The 23,700-nt window shown below is 71.8% G+C and carries 25 protein-coding genes; 20 read left to right on the top strand and 5 right to left on the bottom strand.

The features are described 5' to 3' along the window. The first annotated feature begins 34 nt into the window (after positions 1–34). Positions 35–1,312: an acyltransferase family protein gene (locus OG352_RS04380; RefSeq protein ID WP_329214517.1), complete on the top strand. Its 1,278-nt coding sequence runs from the start codon at positions 35–37 to the stop codon at positions 1,310–1,312. Between the two features lie 79 nt (positions 1,313–1,391). On the opposite strand, the gene OG352_RS04385 is transcribed toward OG352_RS04380, so the two are convergent. The 4 genes from OG352_RS04385 to OG352_RS04400 form a co-directional block, all read right to left on the bottom strand. Further along, positions 1,392–2,045 (bottom strand): NADPH-dependent F420 reductase, encoded by a 654-nt coding sequence (locus tag OG352_RS04385; RefSeq protein ID WP_329214519.1) that lies wholly within the window; start codon positions 2,043–2,045, stop codon positions 1,392–1,394. Positions 2,046–2,100: 55 nt separating this feature from the next. After that, positions 2,101–3,144: a beta-ketoacyl-ACP synthase III gene (locus OG352_RS04390; RefSeq protein ID WP_329214521.1), complete on the bottom strand. Its 1,044-nt coding sequence runs from the start codon at positions 3,142–3,144 to the stop codon at positions 2,101–2,103. Positions 3,145–3,521: 377 nt separating this feature from the next. Continuing rightward, entirely contained in the window at positions 3,522–4,340 is an 819-nt protein-coding gene (locus OG352_RS04395; RefSeq protein WP_329214523.1) for a helix-turn-helix transcriptional regulator, read from the bottom strand. A gap of 155 nt (positions 4,341–4,495) precedes the next feature. Further along, complete coding sequence (locus OG352_RS04400; RefSeq protein ID WP_329214525.1) at positions 4,496–5,290, bottom strand: thioesterase II family protein; 795 nt, start codon at positions 5,288–5,290, stop codon at positions 4,496–4,498. Positions 5,291–5,556: 266 nt separating this feature from the next. On the opposite strand from OG352_RS04400, the gene OG352_RS04405 reads away from it, so the two are divergent. The 18 genes from OG352_RS04405 (at position 5,557) to OG352_RS04490 (ending at position 21,977) form a co-directional block, all read left to right on the top strand. Further along, on the top strand, positions 5,557–6,414 hold the full coding sequence (locus OG352_RS04405) for a helix-turn-helix transcriptional regulator (RefSeq protein WP_329223709.1): 858 nt from the start codon (positions 5,557–5,559) through the stop codon (positions 6,412–6,414). A 324-nt stretch (positions 6,415–6,738) separates the two neighbouring features. Continuing rightward, positions 6,739–6,981 (top strand): acyl carrier protein, encoded by a 243-nt coding sequence (locus OG352_RS04410; protein ID WP_093771457.1) that lies wholly within the window; start codon positions 6,739–6,741, stop codon positions 6,979–6,981. Between the two features lie 245 nt (positions 6,982–7,226). Beyond that, a complete protein-coding gene (locus OG352_RS04415) occupies positions 7,227–7,847 on the top strand; it encodes a hypothetical protein (protein WP_329214527.1) in 621 nt (206 codons plus the stop codon). Continuing rightward, a complete protein-coding gene (locus OG352_RS04420) occupies positions 7,840–8,739 on the top strand; it encodes a hypothetical protein (protein ID WP_329214529.1) in 900 nt (299 codons plus the stop codon). The genes OG352_RS04415 and OG352_RS04420 overlap by 8 nt, the downstream gene beginning before the upstream one ends. An 82-nt stretch (positions 8,740–8,821) precedes the next feature. Then, the gene (locus tag OG352_RS04425) at positions 8,822–9,040 is read left to right on the top strand and encodes a tautomerase family protein (protein WP_093771453.1); all 219 of its coding nucleotides are present in this window, start codon (positions 8,822–8,824) and stop codon (positions 9,038–9,040) included. A gap of 56 nt (positions 9,041–9,096) precedes the next feature. After that, positions 9,097–9,921 (top strand): AfsA-related hotdog domain-containing protein, encoded by an 825-nt coding sequence (locus OG352_RS04430; protein WP_329214532.1) that lies wholly within the window; start codon positions 9,097–9,099, stop codon positions 9,919–9,921. Between the two features lie 77 nt (positions 9,922–9,998). Then, positions 9,999–10,679: an HAD family hydrolase gene (locus OG352_RS04435; protein ID WP_329214534.1), complete on the top strand. Its 681-nt coding sequence runs from the start codon at positions 9,999–10,001 to the stop codon at positions 10,677–10,679. Continuing rightward, on the top strand, positions 10,676–11,305 hold the full coding sequence (locus tag OG352_RS04440; protein ID WP_329214536.1) for a hypothetical protein: 630 nt from the start codon (positions 10,676–10,678) through the stop codon (positions 11,303–11,305). The genes OG352_RS04435 and OG352_RS04440 overlap by 4 nt, the downstream gene beginning before the upstream one ends. A gap of 128 nt (positions 11,306–11,433) precedes the next feature. Further along, entirely contained in the window at positions 11,434–13,062 is a 1,629-nt protein-coding gene (locus OG352_RS04445) for a GH3 family domain-containing protein (protein WP_329223710.1), read from the top strand. 96 nt (positions 13,063–13,158) lie between these two features. After that, positions 13,159–14,013: a class I SAM-dependent methyltransferase gene (locus OG352_RS04450; protein WP_329214538.1), complete on the top strand. Its 855-nt coding sequence runs from the start codon at positions 13,159–13,161 to the stop codon at positions 14,011–14,013. Between the two features lie 2 nt (positions 14,014–14,015). Then, on the top strand, positions 14,016–15,476 hold the full coding sequence (locus tag OG352_RS04455; RefSeq protein WP_329214540.1) for an NAD(P)/FAD-dependent oxidoreductase: 1,461 nt from the start codon (positions 14,016–14,018) through the stop codon (positions 15,474–15,476). Then, positions 15,473–16,645: a hypothetical protein gene (locus OG352_RS04460; RefSeq protein WP_443072152.1), complete on the top strand. Its 1,173-nt coding sequence runs from the start codon at positions 15,473–15,475 to the stop codon at positions 16,643–16,645. Before OG352_RS04455 ends, OG352_RS04460 begins: the two co-directional genes overlap by 4 nt. Further along, positions 16,642–17,451, top strand: a complete 810-nt coding sequence (locus tag OG352_RS04465; protein ID WP_329214544.1) for a DUF6182 family protein — start codon at positions 16,642–16,644, stop codon at positions 17,449–17,451. The genes OG352_RS04460 and OG352_RS04465 overlap by 4 nt, the downstream gene beginning before the upstream one ends. 1 nt (position 17,452) lies before the next feature. Continuing rightward, positions 17,453–18,103, top strand: coding sequence for a LysR substrate-binding domain-containing protein (locus OG352_RS04470; RefSeq protein WP_329214546.1), 651 nt, complete (start codon positions 17,453–17,455; stop codon positions 18,101–18,103). After that, positions 18,100–18,885 (top strand): alpha/beta fold hydrolase, encoded by a 786-nt coding sequence (locus OG352_RS04475; protein WP_329214548.1) that lies wholly within the window; start codon positions 18,100–18,102, stop codon positions 18,883–18,885. The genes OG352_RS04470 and OG352_RS04475 overlap by 4 nt, the downstream gene beginning before the upstream one ends. Continuing rightward, positions 18,879–19,784: a methyltransferase domain-containing protein gene (locus OG352_RS04480; protein ID WP_329214549.1), complete on the top strand. Its 906-nt coding sequence runs from the start codon at positions 18,879–18,881 to the stop codon at positions 19,782–19,784. The genes OG352_RS04475 and OG352_RS04480 overlap by 7 nt, the downstream gene beginning before the upstream one ends. Before the next feature lie 70 nt (positions 19,785–19,854). Continuing rightward, positions 19,855–20,751: a carboxymuconolactone decarboxylase family protein gene (locus OG352_RS04485; protein WP_329214551.1), complete on the top strand. Its 897-nt coding sequence runs from the start codon at positions 19,855–19,857 to the stop codon at positions 20,749–20,751. A 17-nt stretch (positions 20,752–20,768) separates the two neighbouring features. Further along, on the top strand, positions 20,769–21,977 hold the full coding sequence (locus tag OG352_RS04490; protein WP_329223712.1) for a cytochrome P450 family protein: 1,209 nt from the start codon (positions 20,769–20,771) through the stop codon (positions 21,975–21,977). Between the two features lie 31 nt (positions 21,978–22,008). Here the strand turns inward: OG352_RS04490 and OG352_RS04495 are convergent, their stop codons facing one another. Next, a complete protein-coding gene (locus tag OG352_RS04495; RefSeq protein ID WP_329214553.1) occupies positions 22,009–22,668 on the bottom strand; it encodes a polysaccharide lyase family 7 protein in 660 nt (219 codons plus the stop codon). A 542-nt stretch (positions 22,669–23,210) separates the two neighbouring features. On the opposite strand from OG352_RS04495, the gene OG352_RS04500 reads away from it, so the two are divergent. Continuing rightward, a complete protein-coding gene (locus tag OG352_RS04500) occupies positions 23,211–23,660 on the top strand; it encodes a carboxymuconolactone decarboxylase family protein (RefSeq protein WP_329214555.1) in 450 nt (149 codons plus the stop codon). Positions 23,661–23,700: the final 40 nt, after the last annotated feature.

The following is a 23,700-nucleotide window of genomic DNA, read 5'->3' on the forward strand; positions in this document are numbered from 1 at the left end:
CAAATGCCCGCCCTTTGCCTGAAGGAGCAGAAACTTGTCGACGGACAAATTGCGTGCGTCGGGGCACGAGAAAGCGGGCAGCGTGCCGCCGCCCGCCGGCTCGACGACACCGGCACGTTCCCGCGTGACCCGCCTCGACACGCTGACCGGACTGCGCTTCCCCGCCGCGTTCGTGGTGTTCCTGTACCACGCGTCGCTGCTCGCCTTCCTGGGCGTCCCGTGGCTGAACAGCAGCTCGGCCGTGACCACCTACTACGACGCCGTCGCGCACGCCGGCGCCCTGGGCGTGACGTTCTTCTTCGTGCTCAGCGGTTTCGTGCTGACCTGGTCGGCCCGTGACACCGACACCGCCCCGCGCTTCTGGCGGCGCCGCTTCCTCAAGATCGTCCCGAACTACGTCCTGGTCTGGGCGCTGGCGATGGCGGTGTTCGCGGCCCCGATCACCGACTTCAAGACCGGCACGCTCAACCTCTTCATGGTCCAGGTCTACTACCCGGACTTCGCGGTCAACTTCGGTGTGAACCCGGCCGGTTGGTCCCTCGCCGTCGAGGCGGTCTTCTACCTGTCCTTCCCGGTCCTGTTCCACTGGATCAAGAAGATCCCGGCGCACCGGCTGAACCTCTGGGTCGCGGCCGCCGCCGCCGGCATCATCGCGACACCGCTGCTCTCGACGCTGCTGGTGCCGGCCGGCTCGCTGATGATGGCAACGGAGCCCGACACCTCCGTCAACCAGTACTTCTTCGCCTACATCCTGCCGTTCCCCCGGGTGCTGGACTTCGCCCTGGGCATCCTCGTGGCCCGCTCGGTGATGGCGGGACGGTGGCGCAACATCGGCATGATCTGGTCGGGTGTGCTGCTCGCCGCCAGCTATGCCGTGGGCTACTTCACGCCGCCCATCTACTCGACGCGGGCGGTCTGCGTCATCCCCGCCGCGCTGCTCATCGCCGCCGGCGCGATGGCGGACAACGAGGGCAGGTTCACGTTCTGCCGCAACCGGGTGATGGTCTGGCTCGGCGACATCTCGTTCGCCTTCTACCTGGTGCACTACACGGTGATGGTCGCCGTGTGGAAGCTGCTCGGCAGCAAGTCGTACTCGCCCCTGGAGGCCGTCGGCCTGATGGCGCTGTGCATGGGCGTCGCGATCCTGGCCTCGTGGGCGATGTTCGCCCTGATCGAGCGGCCGATCACCCAGCGCTGGTCGAACCCGAAGAAGAAGCTGGTGGCGGCGGCTCCCCCGGCCGAGCCCGAGCCCCGGCCGCTCGCCGCCCGGCGCGCGGGCGAGGACCGTGCGGACGACGGTGTGAGCGCCTGACCGTACGCGGCTGAGGACCGTCTGCCCCACCTGGCCGGAGCCGGGTGGGGCAGACGGTCCTTTGTGTCGCAGGGGTGGTTCAGGCGGTGCGGCCGGCCGCGGCGCGCAGGCCCGCGGCGGTGGAGAACAGGCCGAAGAGCGGGCCGCCGGGATCCACGGCGGCCGATTCGTCCAGGCCGCCGAGATGGACCGGGACGAAGCCGGCGTCATGCACCAGGGTCTCCGTGACCCGCTGGGCGCCGGCGTCGTCTGACGCGATGGCCATGCCCCAGAAGTGCCGCTGCTGGGTGCCGCGCGACCACAGCAGTTCGTCCGGGAAGTGGGTGAACGCACGGGTGACGGCACTCTCGGGCAACCGCTTGGCGGTCCAGCTCCCCTGGGTGATGCCCGCGCCGAGCTGGGAGGCGAAGAGTCCGTCCTCCGCCACGCCGAACGGGCTGGTGGCGTCGACCACGGTCTTTCCGGCGAGCCGGTCCGCGAACCGGTCCAGCAGGTCGTCGAGGGCCGGGTGCGGGACGGCCAGCAGGACGACGTCGCTCGACTCCACCGCCTCGGCGTACGTCGCGGCCCGGGCCCGGTCGCCCAACGGCTCGACGAACGAGGCGAGTCGGCCGGGGGTCCGGGAGCCGAACGTCACCGTGTGTCCGGCCGCCAGCCAGTGCCGGCCGAGCGGGCGGCCGATGTTTCCCGCGCCGAGGATGCCTATGGTCAGGGGGGTCGCCGAAGCGGTCATCTGGAACTCCTCCGGGGTCGTGCGTGGATGAGCGGGCATGGGTGTCGGCCGTCGGTCATCCCTGACCGACGGCCGACGTGGACGGGTCTCGGTGCGGCACGATGTCGGGCCAGACCAGAGCGGTCGAACCCCAGGTCACACCGCCGCCGAAGGCGCTCATCAGCACCCGGTCGCCGGGGGTGATCAGGCCTCCGGCCACGGAGTCGGCGAGCGCCAGCGGGATGGACGCGGCGGAGGTGTTGCCCACCCGGTCGAGATTGACGACCGTCCGCTCCCTGGCCATCCCGAGCTGGTCGGCCACGGCGTGCAGGATCCGTACGTTCGCCTGGTGGCCGACGAACCAGTCCACCGACTCCGGGGCCCACCCGGCGCGGTCGAGCATGGCCTGCGAGGAGGCCGCCATCCGGGTCACGGCGTGCCGGAACACCGGCTGGCCCTGCATGGTGAAGTACGAGTCGGCAGGACGCGGCCCGGGCTCGTCGGCGCCGGTGGCCGGATGCCGGGAACCGCCGCGCGGAACGACGATGAGGTCCTTCAGCGAGCCGTCGCTGCCGAGGTCGTGCCCGAGCAGCGCGCCCGGTTCCGTGGGGTCGCCGGCCCGCAGCACGACGGCCCCGGCGCCGTCGCCGAAGATGACCGAGGTGGTGCGGTCCTGCGGGTTGAGGATCGTGGAGTACGTCTCCGCGCCGATGACCAGCACGCGTTCGGCGACACCGCAGGCGATGGCGCCCGCGGCGGAGGCCAGCGCGTAGACGAACCCGCTGCACACGGCGGCGATGTCATAGGCGGCGACGGCCTCCAGGCCCAGCCGGGAGGCGACTTCGGGAGCCGTCGCCGGACAGGGGTGGTCCGGGGTGGTCGTGGCGAGGACCACCAGGTCGACGTCGCCGGAGCCCGCCGACTTCAGTGCCCGTGCGCCCGCCTCCACGGCCAGGTCGCCGGTTGCGGTCCCGGGGTCGGCCCAGTGCCGCTGGGTGATGCCGGTCCTGGTGCGGATCCATTCGTCCGAGGTGTCCAGGGTCCGGGAGATCTCCTCGTTGGTCACGACGCGGGGCGGGAGATACGTCCCGAGCCCGGCGAGGACCGCTGCTCCACTCATGCCCCGGCCTCCCGCACCGGCCGGCGGGCGTGCCGTAGATGTCGGTGGGACAACACATACGTCAAGGGGGCCTCCATAGGCGCCGGTTCGGGAAGCCGCTCCCGGGCATGGCGGATGGGCCGGCCTCCGCTCGGCGGAGGGCGACGGACGCGGCAGGGGCGTCACCGGCAGGCCTGGTACACGGTCACCGGACGCGGCTTGTTACGAACGGCGCGGATGTTCGCGCCGTCTCGAAGACGTACGACGATTATCCGGCTGCCGACAGGTGCCTGCCAGACCGTACGGACGCTGTGGGCGCCCGCGGTGGTGGCGGGACCACCACCCTGCACGACGTGCGAGGCCCCGGCCCCGGCCACTCGACGGGCCGGGGCGGCCGGTCACGGCCGGGGATCGGCGACGCCCGGCGGCAGGTAGACCAGCAGCCGGGTGCAGGCGGCCTCGTCCAGGTCCATGGTGAACAGCACGAAGGGGAGGCGGCCGGCGGCCGGCGAGTCCACCTCGGCGGTCGTCGGCACGAACTCCTCGACTTCGTGGCGGGCCCACAGTTCGGCGAAACGGGGGTCGTTCTGGGCGAGTTGGTCCGCCGTCTGCTCGTACCGGGGATCGTCGGCGACGTACGAGGCCTGGAGCCGGAACCGGGCGGTCATCGCCCGTGCCACCTGGGGCCAGTTCAGATACCGCCTGCCGTGGGATCCGGTGAACAGGCTGGTCAGGTAGTTGTGGTTGCCGTCGCGGCCCAGGCGCAGCATGTCGGCCGCCGGGCGGTTGACCGCGAGGACGTCCCAGTAGCGGTCGATGACGCACGCCGGCCCCGACAACTGGGTGTCCACCACCCGTTGGAACACCTCGGGGTCCGGGAGGCCGCCGCCCGACACGGGCAGCGGAGGGTTGGCGTCCGCGAGGCGGTACAGGTGGACCCGTTCGAGTTCGCTGAGCCGCAGGGCGCGGCTGATCGCGTCCAGTATCCCGTCCGAGACCCGGATGGGGCGGCCCTGCTCCAGCCACGCGTACCAGGACGCGCTCACCCCGGCGAGGACAGCCACCTCCTCACGCCGCAGCCCCACCCGGGCGCGCCGGCCCGCGGTGACCAGCCCGACGTCCGCAGGGGAGAGCCCGGCGCGGCGGCTGCGCAGGAAGTGCGTCAGTTGGCTGCGTCGCTTGTTCTTGGGGTGGGTCCGGGAAGGCATGGCGTCCATGTGAACCGAATGTAGGTCGCGCGAACACGGACTGTCAGCGGTGAGAATCACATCTCAGGCGGTTTGGAAGAGCGCCGCCCGGTGTATCGGACGCGCGAGGCGCTCTTCGGCGGATCGTCCCAAGTGACGTACGGCAGACGAAAATTGACGGACCTTCAGTTCATGTCCATCTCGAGTACACGTGTCAACTCCGCGAAGAACAGGTCCTTGTGCTCCCGATGGAAGAAGTGGCCGCCGGGAAAGGCGTGGAGCGAGAACCGCCCCCCGGCGTGGGTGCGCCACGCGTCGGCCTGCGCCGCGGAGACCAGCGGATCGCCGGTGCCGTACAGAACGTGCACCGGGCAGGGCAACGGACGCTGCCCCGCCGCCGGATACCTGTAGGTGCCACACACGTGGAGGTCTGCCCGGAGCCGGTCCGCGACGGCTCGCATGCGCCGGGGGTCCTCCCGCACCAGCCGGCCGACTCCGTCGAGGCCCAGCAGCAGTTCGAGCGTCGCGGCGTCCGACAGCTCCCCGGTCAGGTGCGCTTCGGACGGCAGATGCGGCGCGCGGTGGGCCCCGGCCACGAAGCGGGCGGGCGGGCGGCATCCCGCGGCGAGCTGCCGCTGCGCCACGCCGTAGGCGACCAGCGAACCCATGCTGTGGCCGTAGAACGCGTAGGGCTCGTCGAGAGCGGGAGCCAGTCGCCGGGTCACCTCGCCCACCAGCGCGTCCATCGTGCCGACGGCGCCGGGGTCGTCGCTCCGGGCGGACGGGCGCGGCGGCAGGGACACCGGCACCACCTCCACGCCGCGCCCGAGCCGCTGCCCCCAGCCCGCGAAGGACCAGGCGCTGCCGCCCGCGTGATGGAAGCAGAACAGGCGGAGCCGGGCGGCCTCGCTCTTCGTGGGGGTACTCGTCGCCGTGCCCGCCGCTGTGTCCGCCGGGATGTTCGCCGCTGTGTGGACCATGGTCGCCAGTCTGACGCGGACGAGCGGCGGGAGGCAGTGCGTGCCGAACCGGGTACTGCCAACACCATCAGTCGAGACCGGCATCGATCACCGGAAATCACCGGAGTTACGCTTATCGACATTCTTCGTTACTTGAAAGTTCTACTTGCGAGTTGGATGTAGCGTCCAATACACTGCCGCAGTCGATTTCCGAAATCCTTGAAACTCGCACAATGGCAGGAATTTCGACGCCGAGAGATCAAAGGGAAAGAGGCCGATACATGCAGATGACCGCATCCCCCCCGGTATCCGGACTGTTACGACGAACAAAACTCCGTCACTTTCTGCGGGCCCGTCGGGCGCAGATATCACCGGAAGAAGTCGGGCTGGTGAACATGGAGCGGCGACGGACCCCCGGACTGCGCCGCGAGGAGGTGGCGGCCCTGGCCGGAGTCGGTGTGTCCTGGTACACCTGGCTCGAGCAGGGACGGGACATCAACGTCTCCGAAGAGATCGTCAACGCCGTCGGCAACGCCCTCCGGCTCGAAGGCTGCGAGCGCGAGTATTTCTACCGGCTGGCCGGACACAATCCCCCACCGCGCACGGGGGGCAGCAGCCGGGACATCGTGTACGAACGGATGTGCGCGCTCGTCGAAGGGTGGGCGTCCAATCCGGCCTACATCACCGACCGGTACGGCAGCATCGAAATGGCCAGCCGTTCTGCGCGCTTCCTGTTCCGGGTCAACGCGCGGGGCGACAACTGCGTGGTCAAGTTCTTCACCGATCCACCCACCCGCGAGAAGTATCCGGACGCGGCGGAGGTGGGGCGCGGGCTGGTGGCCCAGTTCCGGGCGCAGTCGGCCCGCTTCCCGGACGACCCGGAGTTCGACCGCATCGCCGAGTCGCTCTGTGAGCGCAGCCCGCACTTCGCCGAGCTGTGGGACTGCCACGAGGTCGACGATCGTCACCAGTACGTGCGCAAGATCGCGCATCCGCAGGCCGGGGTCATGGTCTTCGACCGTCTGGTGATGCGTGTGCCGGAGTGTCCCGACTCACTCCTGACGCTGTACGTCGCCCAGCCCGGGACGGGCCTGGCGGCCGAGCAGTCGCGCGGGTTGGTCGGCGCGCGTGCCGAGGCCGCCTGAGCCGTACCCCGCTCCCCCACGGAACGCCGGCTCGGGACGCCGGCGTTTCGGCTCTTCCCGCACGTCTTCCCACGCGTCCTCCCGCACGTCTTCCCACGCGTCCTCCCGCGCGAATACGCGTACGCGGGATCCGGTTCTCCGCGGAGGTGGTGTTCGTACCACCATGATCAGGAGACACTTCCTCTTCCAGTGCCGCGACTCCCAGGATGAATGTGGGACGCGGCGGAATTGAAGCCGCTGAATTCCCCGGTCTTCAAGAACTGTCGTGCGCACAGTGCGGTGCGGTGCTGAAACAGTTCTTCCCAGGAATCTGCGGAGGAAGAAATGGGTAACTCGATCGTCAGCCGCATCGTGGTGGTACTGGCGGATCTGGACGTTCCGACAGCGAATGTCACGCCGGACACCACTTTCGAGGCCATGGAGATCGACTCGCTGCTGCTGGAAGAACTGGCACTGCGTCTTCAGAAGAGCTTCGGTATCGAGATCGAGATGGGCGAACTCGTCCCCGAGCAGACCGTCGCCGAAGCGGCCACGGTGCTCGCGTCCAAGGGCGTCGCCGTAGCCTGACCCGCCCCACGCGGCGTCCGCGAAGCGAATTCTCGCCATTCTTGCGCGGATCCAGGGCGAATCCCGGACGGATCCCGGACGGATCCCTGACGGATCCCTGACGGATTCCGGACGGGTCCAGGGACTCAGGCGGCGACTCGGGCAGGGCGCGCACATCTCGCGTTCACCTCATTCGTCACCCACGTTCCCTCACGTTCAACCATTCTCAACCGCGTTCAACCACGTTCCCCATGAGAGGAATACCGATGTCTTCCACCCTGCTCGTGCTCAACGAAGTCGCCGTGGCCCCCGGGAAGGTGGACCAGGTGCTGGCCGAGTGGAGCGAACTGAACCAGAAGGAGCCGGTGGCCGGCCGCGCCCTGCTGCGCAGCCTGGACGACGACAACGTCCTGGAGATCACCCCCGTCGCGGACCTCGCGGAGCTGGGCGCGCTGAACACCGTCTGGCAGCGGCTCTGGGAGAGCGTGTCGGCGGACCTCGTCACGGACTTCCGGCGCCAGCTCCTGGACTTCGTCGAGGCGCCGAAGGACGTCGCCGACCCGCTGCCGCAGACCCCGTACGTGCAGCTTCGGCACATCGAGGTGAAGCCGCGGGAGTACGCGGCCTACCGCGAGTGGCGGGAGAACACCATCTTCGACGTCGTCCGGCGCGCGGACCAGGTCAAGGCGTTCCTGGCCTACCACTCGCTGCTCAGCTCCGAGCCGGGCGTGATGTTCGTGTCCGGTTTCGAGTGCGAGCCGGCGGAGTACCAGAAGGTCTTCACGTCGCCCGCGTACCAGCAGATCGTCCAGCAGGCGGGCGACCGCTACATCGTGGGCGGCGAGAGCGGCCTGTACACCCGCGTCTACAAGCGCGTCGATGTCTGAGACCGCCACGGTGACCGGCCCGGCCGGGCTCGCCACCCCGAACCGCCAAGAGACCCACGAGCTCAGCCTCACGACCCAGGGCCCGCTGTACCCGCCGAGTGAGGTCATGGACGGCGACGGCAACTTCGTGGTGGTGGGCCTGGTCAACCGGCCCGGCGGGGCGGGGGCCGTCCCCGAGTGGGGCGCGGCCGTGGTCTCCCCGGGCAGTCCGGTCCCCGAGTTCGGCCGCCTCGCCCCGTACACGGTGCTGCGCGAGCTGGACACCGACCCCGACGGGGCGGACCGGGACGTCGTGCTGCACACGCTGCCGCTACCGCTGCCGTGCAACAACTACCCGATGGTGTTCGCGCCCGACCAACTGCCCGACGCCGACCGGGTCGAGCGGCCGAGTCACGCCTTCCACGAGGTGCCGATCCCGGACCTGCGCCCGGAGGACGGCCCCAAGGTCGTCGAGCCGGTGACGTTCGGCGACTGGATGCGGGCGAGCGGCACCCTGGAGGTCGGGGTCACTCCGGACGGCCACAGCGGGACGTTCGACTTCGTGTTCTCCCGGCTCGTCCCCGACAGCGTGTACACGATCATGTCGCTGCGCGCCCACGACCTGGATCCGGCCGGGCCGACCCGACCGGGCCCGCTCGGCGTGCCCAACGTGTTCGTCACGGACGCGGACGGCGCCGGCCGCTACCACGCCACGATGCCGAACCCGTTCCCCGACCCGGAGCTGCCGGGCGCCAACCGGATCATCAACGTGGTCGTGCTGTGGATGAGCTACCAGCGCAGCTACGGCGGCGCCATCGGGGAGTTCGGGCTCGGCGGTGACATCCACGCCCACCTCAAGCTGCGCGGCCCGTCCTTCCAGGACCTGCGCACCACCGAGGCCCCACGGCCCTGACGGCACCACGCCGTCACAGAAACACAGAGACACAGAGACAACAGAAACGCCGCAAAGCACCAGAGAGCACAGGAGAGGCCTCATGCCCATCATCTCCGTCACCACCTGGGACGGTCAGGACGACGCCCAGAGCCAGGAACTCCTGGAGGAGCTGACCCGGACCGTCAGGCGCGTCACGGGAGCACCGCTGGACAAGATCACCGTCTACATCCAGGAGGTGCCGCGCAACCGCTGGGCGGAGGGGGGAGCCCTCGGCAGCGACCCGAAGTTCCCGGAACTGAGCCGGCGTCTCTCCGAGTAGCGGGCCGGGACGACCATCAGGGGAAACCATCAGGAGAACGGGAGAGGCGAAGACCCATGCCCCATGAGACATCCCAGGTCACCGATGCCACACCGGACACGCTGTTCCTCGTGGGCGACGTGTTCGCCGAGTTCGCCCACCACCCGGGCGTGCTGACGGTCTCTCAGCTGACCCGCCGGATCAGGAGCGGGACGTTCCCCGAGGACGCCGACGTGGTCCGGGTGACGCCGGGGCAGGGCGTCTCCCTGTTCGACGTCCAGTTCGTGCACGACACCCTGGCCCGGCGCGGCCTCACGCACCGGGTCGTCATCGACGACCAGGCGCTGCACGCCCGCGCCGGCCGGGAGATCGCGCACAAACACCGCCCAGAGAACGTGCTGATCTCCTGGCCTCGGCCGGTCCGCGCCGACCTGTTCGAGGCGGACCTGCTGGTGGACGCCGACAACGAGGTGATGTCCGACCACGTCACCGGACAGCACATTCAGGGCATGCTGGCCATGGAGGCCGGGCGGCAGATGTTCATCGCGGTGGCCGAGCAGTTCTACCTGGCGCCCGAGGCGGTCGGCGACAGCTACTTCGTCATCGACTCCTTCGCCACGCGGTACCGCAACTTCCTCTTCCCGCTCCCCGCGGTGGTGCGGTGCGAGGTCCTCGCCCACCGCTCCCCGCACCGCACCCGCACGTCGTTCCACTGCGAACTCTCCGTGAGCCAGGGCGGATCGGCCACCGCGGAGATGGAGGTCCGGTTCACCGCCTTCGAGACCGGCGTCTCCCACACCAAGGAGACCCGGGCGGCGGGCCGGTCCCTCCAGGACTGCGCGACGCTGGAGGCCGCGGCAGCGGCGGCGAACCCGGCGCGGACCGAGATCCGTACGCCATGACCATGACGGAAAGCCACCCCTGAAACGGCGGCCCGTGTGCGGCGGGCCGCCGACCGTCATGACAAGGAGCCCAGCAGATGACAGACACGGACCGGCCCTACCTCGTCTTCAGCGACGTCGACGAGACGCTGATCACCGTCAAGAGCATGTTCGACTTCCTGCACTACCAGTTGGTGCGCCGTCAGGGGACGGCCGGGGAGGAGGAGTACGAGCGGATCATGGCCGTGATCCGCCGGCGCTCCGCCGACGGGACGCCCCGCGCCGACATCAACCGCTTCTACTACAGCCACTACACGGACGAGTCCGTGGAGACGATCACAACTCTGGCGGACGACTGGTTCGCCGAGCGCTCCTCGTCCACCCGGGGTTTCTACATCGACTCCACGCGCAGCGCCCTGCGCGCCCACCGGGCCGCGGGCGCGGGCCTCGTCCTGGTCTCCGGCTCGTTCCCGCCCCTCCTGGAGCCGCTGGCCCGTGAGGTGGGGGCCGACGCGGTCCTGTGCACCCGCCCGCGGATCGTGGACGGCCGCTACACCGGCGAGGTCGACACCCCGGTCATCGGCGAAGGCAAACGGGCCGCGGTACTGCGGCAGTTGGCGGCCCGGCCCGACGTCGACCCGCTCGACTGCCACGCCTACGGGGACCACGTCTCCGACCTGCCGATGCTGGAGCTCGTGGGGCATCCCGTCGTCGTCGGAGACGACAGCGAGCTGCGCGAGGCCCTGGCACGGCACTCCACGAGCGTGCGTACGGCATGAGCGAGCGTCGGTTCTCCGTGCTGCTGGGGCCCGACGGGGCCGGAAAGTCGTCGGTCATGGGCCGGCTGGCCGAGGCGCTGCCCGAGTGGCGGATGGTGTCGACGGACAGCGCGTTCGTCGCACCCGAGCACGCGCTCGTCACCCGGCTCCGGCGCGACCTGCACGACCATCTGCTGCCGGGCCTCGGCACCGCCTACTCCGTGGACTTCCTGGCCAGCGTGCTGCAGACGGCCGTCGTGCACGTCCGGGACCAGGTGTGCGGCGGCGATCCACGGGTGCCGGTGCTCGTGGACTCCTACTACTACAAGATCCTGGCGAAGTGCCGGCTGGCGGGCGTCCGGGACAGCCGCCTGTACTCCTGGTGGCGCGAGTTCCCGCAGCCGAGCCAGGTGGTCTTCCTCGACGTCTCGCCCGAGTCGGCCTGGCGCCGCAGGGGCGACGGAACGCAGCTCAACGTCCTCGAGCACGACGGCGCCGACGGCGACTGGCCCGGCTTCGAGCGGTACCAGAAGAACCTGCGCAAGCTGCTGCTGGAGGAGACCCGGGACCTGCCGGTGACGATGGTGCAGGAACAGCCCGACGCCGACCGCACCGCCGAAGCCGTACGGGAGGTGCTGACCCCGTGACCACGCCTCCGGCCCCCGTGAACATTCATCCGGCCCCCGTGGCCGGCCCTTCGGCCCCCGTGAGCACCCCGTCGGCCCCCGCCTCCGTCTGGCACACGCCGGGTCACACCGGCCGCTACCGCGAGCGGGTGTTCGCCGCGCGTGAGCGGCTGGCCGGTGAGCACGCCGACCTGCGCGGCGCGCAGCGGCAAGTCCTCGCGGACCTCCTGGAGTTCAACGCCGGCACCGAGTTCGGCAGGCGGCACGGCTTCGGCCGTATCCGCACGATCGACGACTTCCGGCGGGCCGTCCCGGTGCAGGACTACGCGGCCCACGCCCCGCTCATCGAACGGACGGCCGCGGGAGAACGCAACCTGCTGTCGGCCGACACCCCGGTCGTCTACTTCACCAGCAGCGGCAGCACCGGGGCGCACAAGAAGGTGCCCGTCACCCCGCGCTTCATGAGCACGACGTTCATGCCGTTCTACTTCGCCGCCTGGGCGCCGCTGATCGAGCACTTCCCGGAGGTGCTGGAGCGGCCGGACGCCGTCCTCAACCTCAAGCACGATCCGCTGTCGGCCCCGCCCACCACCACCGACGGCCGGCCCCATGTGGGCGCCAGCCAGGTCGACTTCGGCGCACGGTTCGGCGAACCCCTCTCTGCCGAGCCCGGCACGGGCGCGCCGTGGGCGACGCTTCCGGTGCCGACCGAACCCGGCGACCACCTCGAACGGGCGTATCTGCGGCTCAGGTTGGCGGTGCAGAGCGATCTGCGTTGTCTGATCGGCATCAACCCGGCGATGATCGCCGCCGTCCCCCACCAGCTCAACCTGTGGTGGCCGCGCATCGTCAAGGAGGTGCGCGACGGCACCCTCGGCGGGCTTCCGTACGGTTCGCCGGACCCCGGCCGCGCCGCCGAACTCGAGCGGCTGGCCGACTACTTCGGGACCGTGCGCCCCGCCCATGTGTGGCCCCGGCTGCGTGCGCTGTTCTGCTGGACCACGGGTGTGGCGTCGCTGTATCTGCCCGCGCTGCGCGAGGAGTTCGGCGTCGGCGTCACCGCGCTGCCCGCGCCGGTGGCCGCCTCGGAAGGGCCGGTCGGGGTGGCGCTGGACCGGCATCCCTCGGCCGGCGGGCTCGTCGCGTCGGCCTCCGCGTACGAGTTCGTGCCGGCCGACGAGGATCTCGCCCCCGACTCCGCGACCCTGCTGCCGCACGAACTGGAGGCGGGCCAGGACTACCACGTGGTGTTCAGCCATGTCGGCGGGCTGTACCGCTACGCGGTCGGCGACGTGGTCCGGGTCGTGGACCGGGTCGGCGGCGCGCCCCGGGTGGAGTACGCGGGCCGGGGCGGCCGGTGCGACGCGGCGGGGGAACGGCTGCGGGACGCCCAGGTCGTCCGGGCCCTGCGTACGGCGCTGGACTCCGGCGGGCTCGCGCTGCGCAACGTGGCGTGCCGGGTCGAACCGACGGCGGACGGCACCCCGCACCACCTCTTCGCCATCGCTCCCCACACGCCCTGGAGCGCGGCCGAGACCGACCGTTTCGCCCACGCGCTGGACCGCGCCCTGACGGCGGAGTCCGACGGGTACGCGAAGGCCCGGTCGGCAGGCCGGCTCGGGGCGCCCGCCGTACGCCTGCTGGACGCCGGGGCGTTCGTCCGCGACTGGCACGCGGCGGTCGGCACCGGGATCCGCCCGACCCAGGTCAAGGACCGCCTCTTCCGACAGGACGACGCCCTCTGGCAGCGCCTGACCGGTACGCCGGGCGACGTCTGACCGCCCATCCCCCCGACCGCCCGCCCGCTCGCCCATCTCCCATCTCCCATCTCCCATCTCCCATCTCCCATCTCCCACGACGAGGAGCCACCCCCGATGCCCGTGCTCAACCCCGTCGAACGGACCGCCCTGCTCACCGCCGCCCTGCGCGCCGCCGAGACCCGCCGTCCGGACCGGCTGTACGAGGACCCGTACGCCGCCGGCCTGGTCGGAGACGCCGGTGCGGGACTGCTGGCCGAGATCCGCGCCGCGACCTTCCCGCCCGACCGGCCCCGGACCCTGCCCAGCACCCCCGACTACAACGCCATCCGTACCCGGTTCTTCGACGACCTGCTCCAACAGGCCGCCCACGAGCCGGAGACGACCCAGATCGTGCTGGCCCCGGCGGGCATGGACTCACGCGCCTACCGGCTGCCGTGGCCCGCACACATCCGCTACTTCGAGGTCGACCGCCCCGCCGTGCTCGAGTTCAAGGCCGGGCGGCTCGACGGCGTCCAGCCACGGGTGGACCACCGCACGGTCGCCGTCGACCTCACCGCCGACGACTGGGAGGCCCGTCTCGTCGCGGCCGGCTACGACCCCTCCGTACCCTCCACCTGGCTGCTGGAAGGGCTGCTCTACTACATCCCCGAGGCCGACGCGCACCGGATGCTGCGGCGGGTCGCCGCCATCTCCGCGCCCGGCAGCCGGATCGCCGCCGACATCGTCAACCAGGCCGCCCTGACGCTCCCTCACATGCGGGGCCTGCTCGACGTCTTCGCGGGCTGGGGCTGCCCCTGGGTGTTCGGCACCGACGAGCCCGAGGCACTGTTCGAGAGCTACGGGTTCGACGTCCGCGCCGTCCAGCCGGGCGAGCCCGACGCCGACTTCGGGCGGTGGCCGGACCCGGTGCCGCCGCGCGAGGTGAAGGACGTCCGGCGGGTGTTCTTCGTGCACGGCAGGCGTCGCTGACCATGGCGGCCATCGTGATCGCGGGCGGCGGCGTCGCCGGCCTCGCCCTGGCGCTGGCGCTCGGCGGGCGCGGCCACCGGGTGCGGGTGCTGGAGCGGAGCGAGCCGCCGCCGGACGGGCCGGTCGTCAAGAGCGCGGAGCTGTGGCGGCGGCCCATGGTCGCGCAGGCCGCCCACGACCACATCCTCAACGCGCTCGGCGTACGGACGCTGCGCCGCCACGCGCCGGCCGTCCTGGACGCGGCGCTGGAGGAGGGGGCCAGGCTCCTCGACCTCACCGCCGTCGCGCCCGCCGGCCCCCGGGAGCCCGGCGACGACGACCTGGTCACGCTGGTCGTCCGGCGTCCCGTCCTGGACGTCGTACTGCACCGGGCCGTGCGGGCGCTGCCCGGCGTGACCGTCAGTCACCGCAGCACGGTCGCCGGGCTGCTGCCGGCGCCGGACGGGCCGTCGGGGCGCCGGGTGACGGGGGTCGTGACGCGGGCCGGTGAGACGATCCCGGCCGACCTGGTCGTGGACGCCTCCGGCCGCGCGTCGGCGTCGCGGTCCTGGCTCGCCGCGGCGGGCCTCCCGGTGCCGGACGACCTGACCGGCCCCTCCCGGCTGCGCGCTTTCGGCCGCTTCTACCGGCTGCGCGACCCCGACGGCCCGCCGCCCGGCGCGCTCAACCGGGGCAACGCGGCGGGCGGCGTCTGGGACCACTACTCCGCCGTCCTGCACCCGGCCGACAACGACGTCTTCGCGATCACCTTCGGGACGCTGCCCGGCGACCGCGCGACCACGGCCCTGCGCACCCCCGAGGCCTTCACCGCCGCCTGCCGTCTCTCGCCGTACCTGGCGGACTGGGTCGACGAGGACGTCGCCCGGCCGCTCGGCCCGGTACGGGTCATCGGCATGCCGCCGAACATCCTGCGCGGCACGGCCGCCGGCCACCGGCCCCCGGTCACCGGACTCCTCCAGGCGGGCGACGCCGCCTGCGTCACCGACCCGATGTTCGGCCGCGGCATGTCCCTGGCCCTCGCACACGCCTTCGCCCTCGCCGAACTGCTCGACGAGCACCCGACGGCGGACGAACGGCTGAGCCTCGCGGCCACGGCCCTCGTCGGACGGCTGCTGCGCCCCTGGTACGAGCAGGGCGTGCACGACTCCTGGGCGCGGGTCGCCCGGTGGCGGACGGCGGCCGGGGCTCCCCCGGGTCCCACGGCCGGCCGGCCCGTACCGACCGTGTCCGGGCAGCTCACGGCGACCGCGATGACGGCGGCGGCCACCGACCCCACCGTATGGCGAGGGATCACCCGCATGCAGACGAGCCTGCGCACGCCCGCCGAGGTCTTCGCCGACGAGGACTTCCAGGCCCGGCTACGAGCCGCCGCGGACACCCCCGCGCAGTCCGCCCCACCCGGCCCCCGGCCGCCGACCCACGCCGAACTGAGCCACGCCATCGCCGCCGCGAAAGGAGGATGACGGTGCCGCCTCGCAAGAACGTCCTGCTGGCGCCGGTCACGGTCACCCCCACCAAACCGCTGACCCCCAGCCACCTCAAAGGCCTGCTGTGGACCGACGTGATGTTCCGGGCCACCGCACCGCTCGCCGAGGTCACCTACCGCTACAGCCACACCACCTATCACGTCACCGAACAGACGGTCGGCTTCTGGGAGTACCTCGACCGCACCCATGGGGAGACCGACTACACGCGGCTCTCCGAGGAGGACATCGGCGACCTCTACGTCCGCTACCGGTCCGAGGCCGAGCGCCAGGACGCCGACGTCCTGCGGCCCTACCGGGACGCCGTCGAGCACGGCGGCTGGGTCCATCCGGCCAGCGAGCGGATGCTGCGGCTGTGGGCCGGGCACTACGCGCGGCTGGGGATGCACGACCCCGGTCTCCAGGAGCACCAGCCGCCCGGCCTGCGCCTCGACGAGATGATCGAGCGGCTCGCCGCCGTGGGCCTGGTCCTCGACCAGCGGCACTGCGGCGGCCCCGTCTACCTGGACGCCACCCGGTACGGAATGCCGCTGCGCCGGATCGTCACCTCGGACGGCCGCCCCAACTACCTCGCCTGCGCACTGCGTGAACTGGTCCCGCTCGTGCCCTGGTACGACGAGGTCGTCCTGCTCCACGACCCCGAACTCGACGCGGACTACCAGCTGTTGAACCGCGTGCTGGGCACACTGGGGCCGACGGTGCGCCGGGTGCCGATCGGCCGGGTGCCGATCGACGGCAAGATCACCTCGGCCCGGCACGGCGGCTGGCGCGACCACACGGCCGGCGCGCTGCTGCGGGCCGCGACCGACGTGTTCGACGGAGACGTCGACGGAGACGGATACGGATACGACGACACGGGCGCGGGCGCGCTGCGGCTCGGCATGCGCCTGTACTTCATCGCGACCCTCGGCCCCGGGCAGCGCCAGTCGTTCCGCCACGACCTGCTGCGGCACTGCATGACCGTGGCCGCGCGGCTCCTGGAGCGCTCCAGGGCGGCCGTCGCGGCCGGCGCGGGCGAACTGTCCGACGCCCTCGACCGGACCCGGCGCGGCCACACCTACGTCGACCCCTACCGGCTGACCTGCTCGCTCCTGGGCAAGGGCCGGCCCGCTCCCGATCCCGGACTCCTGTCGGCGGTGTTCCTGTGACCAGTTCCCTCGACCCCCTCTCCGCCGCGCTGCTCGCGCCGCCGCCCCCGCCTTTGCCCTACCCGCTGTCCTCGGAGGCCCTGCTCAGGTCGGCCGTGGACCGGGTGCGGACCGCCCGCCCGGAGCTGGCGGACCGGCTCGACCTGTCCAGCCCGCAGGCCCTGCGCGCCGCCCGGGCCGGATTCCACGACGCCGGCACGGTGCGGCACGACGAGGTGCTGGCCGTGGTCGTCATCGGCCGGCTCGACCTGCCGTCGTGGGTGCGCGAGACATGCGCCTTCGCCCTCGGCCTGACACCCGAGACGCAGGCCGTCTGGCGGCGCTCCTTCACCCGCACCGTCTACCTGGCCGGCAGCCCGCCCAACCTCCGCGAGCGGTTCGCCTTCGAACACGTCGCCGCCGACGGATCGGTGGCCTGGGCCGGACCCGCGGCGGGCTCGGCGACGGCCACGCTGCGCCGGCTGCTCAAGGCCTTCGAGGCGTCGCACGAGCTGTCCGGCCGCCCGTCGGCCACCGTGACCGTGCCCGGCCGGCCGCGGCTTCCCGCCGGGTCCCGCCCCGCGGTCCACCGCGAGCTGTACATCGCCACCGCCAAGGTGGGCGTCACCGACGCACTCGTGCACGTCAACCATCTCGTCGCCGAAGCCGTCCTGGACCGGCTGATCGGTCCCGGAGACCGGCTGACGCTGCGCTTCGTGCCCCGCCTGACCGGCCTGGGCTCGCGCTTCGCGATGCTGCGCGTCGACACCGACGTCCACCGCCCGGACGAACTCCAGGCATACGCCGGACTGACCACGGAGGTCTGAGTTGCCATCCCCCCGCACCGCGCCGTCATCCCCCCGCACCGCGCCGCGCCCCATCCGCCTCGGCGTCCACGGCAGCCCCCACCTGGCGTCCCGCATCGTCGCCGCCGCCGGTCATCCGCCGGAGTCGGTGGAGTACGTGCCCTACGAGGTCACCGAGCCGTTCGAGCCGCTGCGCGCCGGACGCGCGGACGTCATGATCGTCAAGTACGACCCGCTGGAGCCGGACATCGCCATGAGCGCACCCGTCGCGCACGACGGGCGGGCCGTTCTCGTCGGCGCCCACCACCCGCTGGCCGGCCGTGCGTCGGTGTCCGTGGAGGAGGCCGCCGCGTACGAGGGTTTCCAGTGCCCCGGTGACTTCCCGCCGCACGTCTGGGACCTGGTGGTGCCGCCCCGGACCCCCGGCGGCCGGGTGATCCGCCGGGTCCACCCCATGACGACGATGGCCGCGCTGGCGGACCGGCTCAGGAACACCGCGGCGATCCATGTGTCGTTCCAGTCCCTGGACGCCGTCGTCCCGCCGGACGTCAAGGTCGTCCCGGTGCACGACCTGCCGCCCGCCGCCGTGACCCTGGGCCGGCTGCGGGCGGCCGAACCGCCCGAGCACGTCCGGCGGTTCGTGGCCGACGCGGAACAGGCGGCGGGCCGGTGAACGGCGCATTCGACGGCCTCCCGGTCGTCCTGCTGCACGCGCTGCCCCTCGACTCGTCCATGTGGGAGGCGACGGCACAGGGGCTGCGCGCCCGCGCCCACCACGTCATCACCCCCGACCAGCGCGGTTTCGGCGCCGCCCCGCTGACGGACGAGTCGCCCTCGCTCGCCCTCGTGGCCGACGACCTGGCCCGCGAACTCGACCGGCAGGGCATCGACAGCGTCGCCCTCGCCGGCTGCTCCATGGGCGGCTACGTGGCGATGGCCTTCCTGCGCCGCCATCCGGGCCGGGTGCGCGCCCTGGCCCTGCTGGCCGCCAGGGGCACGGCCGACACGGCGGAGGCGGCCGAGCGGCGGCGGCTCTTCGCCGACCTGGTCCTCGACGACGCGGCGCGCGGCGCGGTCGTCGCCCGGACCACACCGGCCCTGCTGGGCGCCACCACGCGCGCCCGGCAGCCCGGCCTCCTGACCCGGGTGACGGACCTGGCGCAGGCGGCCGGTCCCCGTTCCGTCGCCTGGGCGCAACGGGCCGTCGCGGCACGGGCGGACTCCATCGCCACCCTGCGCACGGCCGACGTACCGGCCGTGGTCGCCATCGGCGACGAGGACGAACTCGTCTCCCTCGACGAGGCCCGCGAGACGGCGACCGCCCTGCCGCAGGGCCGGCTCGTCACCCTCCCCGGCGTCGGCCACCTCGCACCGCTGGAGGCGCCGGAGGCGACCGCGGAGATCCTCACGGACCTGCTCGCCCGGGCGAACACCGAGGAGGTGAAGGCATGCTGACGGCTGATCAGAAAGCGGCGAATCAAAACGCGGCGGACCAGAACGCACGGGAGGACACGCAGGAAGCCGCACAGGGGAACGCCTGGGGATACGAGACGTCCACCGGACTGGCGTTCACCCACGAGGACATCGTGGACCCGCACTTCCAGGCCTGTGCCCCGTACTACCTGGACGCCCTGGACAGTGTGGGCGTCCAGCCGGGCTGGCACGTGCTGGACGCGGGATGCGGCAGCGGCGCGTTCCTGCCCCGGCTCGCGGACCTCGTCGGGCCCGAGGGGCGGGTCTCGGCCCTCGACCTGGCCGAGGAGAACGCCGCACTCGCCGCCGAGCGGATGCGGGACCGTCCGGCCCGCGCACGGCTGACGGTCCGGCAGGGCAGTCTCCTCCAACTGCCCTACGCGGACGGCACGTTCGACGCCGTCTGGTGCGCGAACACGACGCAGTACCTGGACGACGCGGAACTGACGCGCGTGCTGGCGGAACTGCGCCGGGTCACCAGGCCCGGCGGCCGCGTCGCCGTCAAGGACGTCGACGGCACCCTGAGCACCGTACGCCCGGCGGACCCCTTCCTGATCACCGACTTCTTCCGCAAGGGCGCGGAGTCCCCGGGCTACGCCCGCCAACTGCTGCGGGGCCGCGATCTGTACCGCTGGCTGCGTGCCGCCGGGTTCACATCGGTACGCCAGCGGACGATCCTCATGGAGTTCCACGCCCCCCTGTCCCCGGCCGCCCTGCGGTTCTACGGCAACGCGTGCGCGCGGTTCGCCCGGCAGGCGACGCGTGCGGGGATGCCGGGCGACTGGGCCCCGTTCCTCGACCCCGACGACCCGGCGGGCCCGTTGCGCGACCCGAACGGCTACATCAGCGAGGGGAACGTCATCGCGATCGGCACGGCTTGAACTCGGCGCAGCCTGAACCAGGAAACTCTCGAATCACCAGCCAGCTATCGAATCACCGGCTTGGAGCACCATGAGTGAATCACGTAAGAACGCCGCCGCCCTCACCCGTCGCGCCACACTGGCCACCGGCGCCCTCGTCGGTGTCGACGGCCTGCTGAACGCGACGCCGGCGGCCGCCGCGCCCCGCGAGAGCGCCCGCTACACGCGCGGGTGGGCGGTCCTGCGCGAGGCGTCCGGCGAACGCGGGGCGGCCGTCGTCGAGTCGCTGAAGGACATCGCCCCGGACCTGGGCCGCTACGTCGTCGAGTTCGCCTACGGCGACGTCTTCTCGCGGGCCGGACTCGACCTGCGCCAACGGGAGTTGGTGACGGTCGCGGCGCTGGCCGCCGCGGGGGACACCGCGTCGCAGCTCAACTTCCACATGGACGCCGCGCTGAACGTCGGCGTGCGCCCCGCGGAGATCATCGAGGCCCTGATCCACCTGGTGCCGTTCGTGGGATTCCCCCGGGCGCTCAACGCGGTCGGCGTGGCCAGGACGGTCTTCGCCGACCGCGACGTCACGTTCGAGCCGCCCGTCATGGAGGACTCCAGCGACCGTTACGAGCGCGGCAAGGAGAAACTGCTGGAGATCGACGGCGCGCACGGCCTGGAGGTCATCGAGTCGCTGAAGGACATCGCCCCGGACCTGGGCCGCTACATCGTCGAGTTCACCTTCGGCGACGTCTACCACCGCCCGTGGCTGACCGCGCGGTCACGGCAGCTCGTCACCGTCGGCGCGCTGACGGCCTTCGGCGACACCGCTCCCCAACTGCGCGTGCACATCGGCGCCGCGCTGAACGTCGGCCTGAGCCCGCGGCAGGTGGTGGAGACGCTGATCCACGTCGTCCCGTACGCCGGATTCCCGCGCACGCTGAACGCCGTCGGGGTCGCCAGGGACGTGTTCGAGGAACGGAACACATCGCTGTGACGACGGAACACGTCGGCATGACGACGGACGTCGCGGCGGACTTCGGGGCGCTCGGCGAGGAGTTCCTCAGGAATCCCCATCCGGTGTACGCCGGACTCCGCGCCCGGGGCCCGGTGCACCGGGTCCGGGTGCCCGAGGGCGCGGAGGCCTGGCTCGTGGTCGGCCACGAGGCGTGCCGGGCCGCGCTCACCGACCCCACGCTGTCCAAGTCCTGGAAGGACGCCTCCCCCGCACTGCCGCTGGCCCGGCTCTCCGCGGGCGAGAACCTGCTGAGCTCGAACCCGCCGGACCACTCCCGGCTGCGCAGGCTCGTGGCGAAGGAGTTCACCCCACGCCGGGTCGAGGAACTCGCCCCGAGGGTGCGGGCGCTGACCGGCGAACTCCTCGACGCCATGCTGGCCCGGCAGAGCGGACGCGCCGACCTCGTCGAGGCGCTGTCCTTCCCCCTGGCCATGGGCATCATCTGCGAACTGCTCGGCGTGCCCTCCCTCGACCGCTCCGCCTTCCGGGAGTGGGCCGAACAGACGCTGAGCAGCCCGGACCGGGACACCAGGACGGCCGCCACCGCCTCGATGACGGACTACCTGGTCGCCATGGTGGACGAGATGCGGCGGCGGCCCGGCGACGATCTGATGAGCGCCCTGATCCGGACCACGGACGAGGACGGCGACCGGCTCTCCTCCGAGGAACTCATCGGCATGGCCTGGCTGTTGCTGGTCACCGGCTTCGAGACGACCGTGCACCTCATCGCCGCCGGCGTCCTCGCGCTGCTCCGCCACCCCGACCAGCTCACCGCGCTGCGCGCCGACCCCGCGCTCGTCGACAACGCCGTGGAGGAGATGCTGCGCTACGACGGCCCCGTGGAGACCACCACCTACCGCTTCACCACCGAGCCCCTCGAGATCGGCGGCACGGCGGTGCCGGGCGGCGGCGAACTCGTGCTGATCGCGCTCGCCGACGCGGACCGGGACCCGGCGCGCTTCCCGGACCCGGACCGCTTCGACATACGCCGCCCGACCGGCGGTCACATCGCCTTCGGCCACGGCATCCACTACTGCCTGGGCGCCCCCCTGGCCCGCCTCCAGGCCCGCACCGCCGTCACGGCACTCCTGGACCGCTGCCCCGCCCTCTTCCTGGACGCCGACCCCGCCGCCCTGCCGTGGCGCACCGGCCTCCTCATCCGGGGCCCCCGCCACCTCCCGGTCCGCTGGCTTCCCGGGACGTGAGCCGCCCGCGTACCGGCCGAGGACAGACCGGTCACCGCGTCCAGTAGGCGATGTTGCGGAAGCGGGCCTCGACGCGCCCGGAACCGTGGTTGTAGACGCCGTTCTTGAAATAGCGGGTGGCGGGGCCGCGATCGTCGACCGTCAGGACGAGGGAGTCGTCGAAGTAGACCTTGACGGTCCCGGTCCCGCTGCTCGCCCGGTGGGCGATCTTCACGTTGAACCAGGTGTCGTACGCGTCGGTCTTCAGCACCGTGCCGTCGTAGCGCCGCACGGTGCCGCCGCCGGTGTCGTAGACGTTGAGCATGATGTCGGTGGCCGGGGTGCCCGAGGGGTGGACGCTGCGCAGGATCTGGACGAAGGACGCGCCGTCGGTGCCGGACGGCAGGTAGACGTCGGCGTCCCACATGCGGTCGCCGGTCTTGTAGTCGACCTTCCAGCGCATCTCGGTGCGCGGGTCGGTGGAACTGCCCTCCTCGAACGGCTCGTCGGTTGCGTACACCCACATGCGGTGGACGCCGCCGCTGTAGCTGTGCCGGTCGCCGAGGTCGAGGTTCCAGGGCTTCTGCCAGCCGAACGTGAACGAGGTCTGCGTCCAGCCGTCGGTCGGGTCGGCGGCCGGTGCGGGCGCCGCGGCCACGGCGCCACCGGCCAGCAGGCCCGCCCCGGCTCGTAGGACGGATCTCCGGTTCATCTCGTGTCTGTCCTTTCCGTCGCACGGAGGGTGTCAGGAGCACGCCAGAAGGCAACTCCAATACATCGGATGCGTCAAGGGACTTGACCCATTGACAGGCCCAGGAGGCGGACTCACGTTCCCCGATACAACCGATGTATCCCTCGCATCCCTCGCATCCCTCGTACTGATGACCCGTCAGACCTGGAGGACGACGATGACCTCGCGTTCGGGAAGGCACTCACCGGTCCCCCGCAGAACCGTGCTCGGCACCACACTGGGCGGAGCGACGGCCGCGGCCCTGCCCCGCTACGCGGGAGCGGACATTCACCCCGGCCCTGAAGGGCAGGGCAGCCTGCCCAAAAGCAAGGTGGTACGACGTCATCCCCCCGGAGACCGCCGCACACCACCTCATGGTCGACTTCCACGGCTCCACGATCCCCGGGGTGGACGTCGGCAACGGCGGCTTCGCGGCCTCGCCTGTCCCTGGCGGCCGGGCGTCACCACGTGCCATCGCTGAACACCCCCGTTTCGCGGGCGCACGAATGGTTTGATGTTCGACTGTGACTCGACGGATCTTCATAGACAAGCAGAGCCCCAAGGCGTACCACGCGCTGGTCCAGACGTCCGAGGCGGTACGGGCGACCGCCGCCGACGCCGGTCTGGAGCGCGCCCTCGTGGAACTGGTCAACCTGCGCGTCTCCCAGCTCAACGGCTGCGCGTTCTGCCTGGACGTGCACACCAAGGCCGCCGTACGGGCGGGCGAGGACACCCGGCGGCTCGGTGTCCTCGCCGCCTGGCGGGACACCGCCCTCTTCACTCCCGTGGAACGCGCGGCGCTCGCGCTGGCGGAGGCGACGACCATGCCGTCCGACGCCACCGCGCAGGAGGCCGCTTACGCGGACGCCCGACAGGTGCTCACCGAGGACCAGATCTCCGCGGTGATCTGGGTGGCGGTCACCATCAACGCCTTCAACCGGGTGTCCATCCTCAGCAAGCATCCCGTGCACTGACCCCTGGTCCATCCCTGGCCCACCCCTGGTCCATCGTTCG

The sequence above is a fragment of the Streptomyces sp. NBC_01485 genome, from assembly GCF_036227125.1.
In the GTDB taxonomy this organism is placed as follows: domain Bacteria; phylum Actinomycetota; class Actinomycetes; order Streptomycetales; family Streptomycetaceae; genus Streptomyces.

Coding starts and splice junctions, on each gene's coding strand:
- OG352_RS04385 (WP_329214519.1), bottom strand. CDS start 2,045: ATGACCGCTTCGGCGACCCCCCTGACCATAGGCATCCTCGGCGCGGGA.
- OG352_RS04390 (WP_329214521.1), bottom strand. CDS start 3,144: ATGAGTGGAGCAGCGGTCCTCGCCGGGCTCGGGACGTATCTCCCGCCC.
- OG352_RS04395 (WP_329214523.1), bottom strand. CDS start 4,340: ATGGACGCCATGCCTTCCCGGACCCACCCCAAGAACAAGCGACGCAGC.
- OG352_RS04400 (WP_329214525.1), bottom strand. CDS start 5,290: ATGGTCCACACAGCGGCGAACATCCCGGCGGACACAGCGGCGGGCACG.
- OG352_RS04405 (WP_329223709.1), top strand. CDS start 5,557: ATGACCGCATCCCCCCCGGTATCCGGACTGTTACGACGAACAAAACTC.
- OG352_RS04410 (WP_093771457.1), top strand. CDS start 6,739: ATGGGTAACTCGATCGTCAGCCGCATCGTGGTGGTACTGGCGGATCTG.
- OG352_RS04415 (WP_329214527.1), top strand. CDS start 7,227: ATGTCTTCCACCCTGCTCGTGCTCAACGAAGTCGCCGTGGCCCCCGGG.
- OG352_RS04420 (WP_329214529.1), top strand. CDS start 7,840: ATGTCTGAGACCGCCACGGTGACCGGCCCGGCCGGGCTCGCCACCCCG.
- OG352_RS04425 (WP_093771453.1), top strand. CDS start 8,822: ATGCCCATCATCTCCGTCACCACCTGGGACGGTCAGGACGACGCCCAG.
- OG352_RS04430 (WP_329214532.1), top strand. CDS start 9,097: ATGCCCCATGAGACATCCCAGGTCACCGATGCCACACCGGACACGCTG.
- OG352_RS04435 (WP_329214534.1), top strand. CDS start 9,999: ATGACAGACACGGACCGGCCCTACCTCGTCTTCAGCGACGTCGACGAG.
- OG352_RS04440 (WP_329214536.1), top strand. CDS start 10,676: ATGAGCGAGCGTCGGTTCTCCGTGCTGCTGGGGCCCGACGGGGCCGGA.
- OG352_RS04450 (WP_329214538.1), top strand. CDS start 13,159: ATGCCCGTGCTCAACCCCGTCGAACGGACCGCCCTGCTCACCGCCGCC.
- OG352_RS04455 (WP_329214540.1), top strand. CDS start 14,016: ATGGCGGCCATCGTGATCGCGGGCGGCGGCGTCGCCGGCCTCGCCCTG.
- OG352_RS04460 (WP_443072152.1), top strand. CDS start 15,473: ATGACGGTGCCGCCTCGCAAGAACGTCCTGCTGGCGCCGGTCACGGTC.
- OG352_RS04480 (WP_329214549.1), top strand. CDS start 18,879: ATGCTGACGGCTGATCAGAAAGCGGCGAATCAAAACGCGGCGGACCAG.
- OG352_RS04485 (WP_329214551.1), top strand. CDS start 19,855: ATGAGTGAATCACGTAAGAACGCCGCCGCCCTCACCCGTCGCGCCACA.
- OG352_RS04490 (WP_329223712.1), top strand. CDS start 20,769: ATGACGACGGACGTCGCGGCGGACTTCGGGGCGCTCGGCGAGGAGTTC.
- OG352_RS04495 (WP_329214553.1), bottom strand. CDS start 22,668: ATGAACCGGAGATCCGTCCTACGAGCCGGGGCGGGCCTGCTGGCCGGT.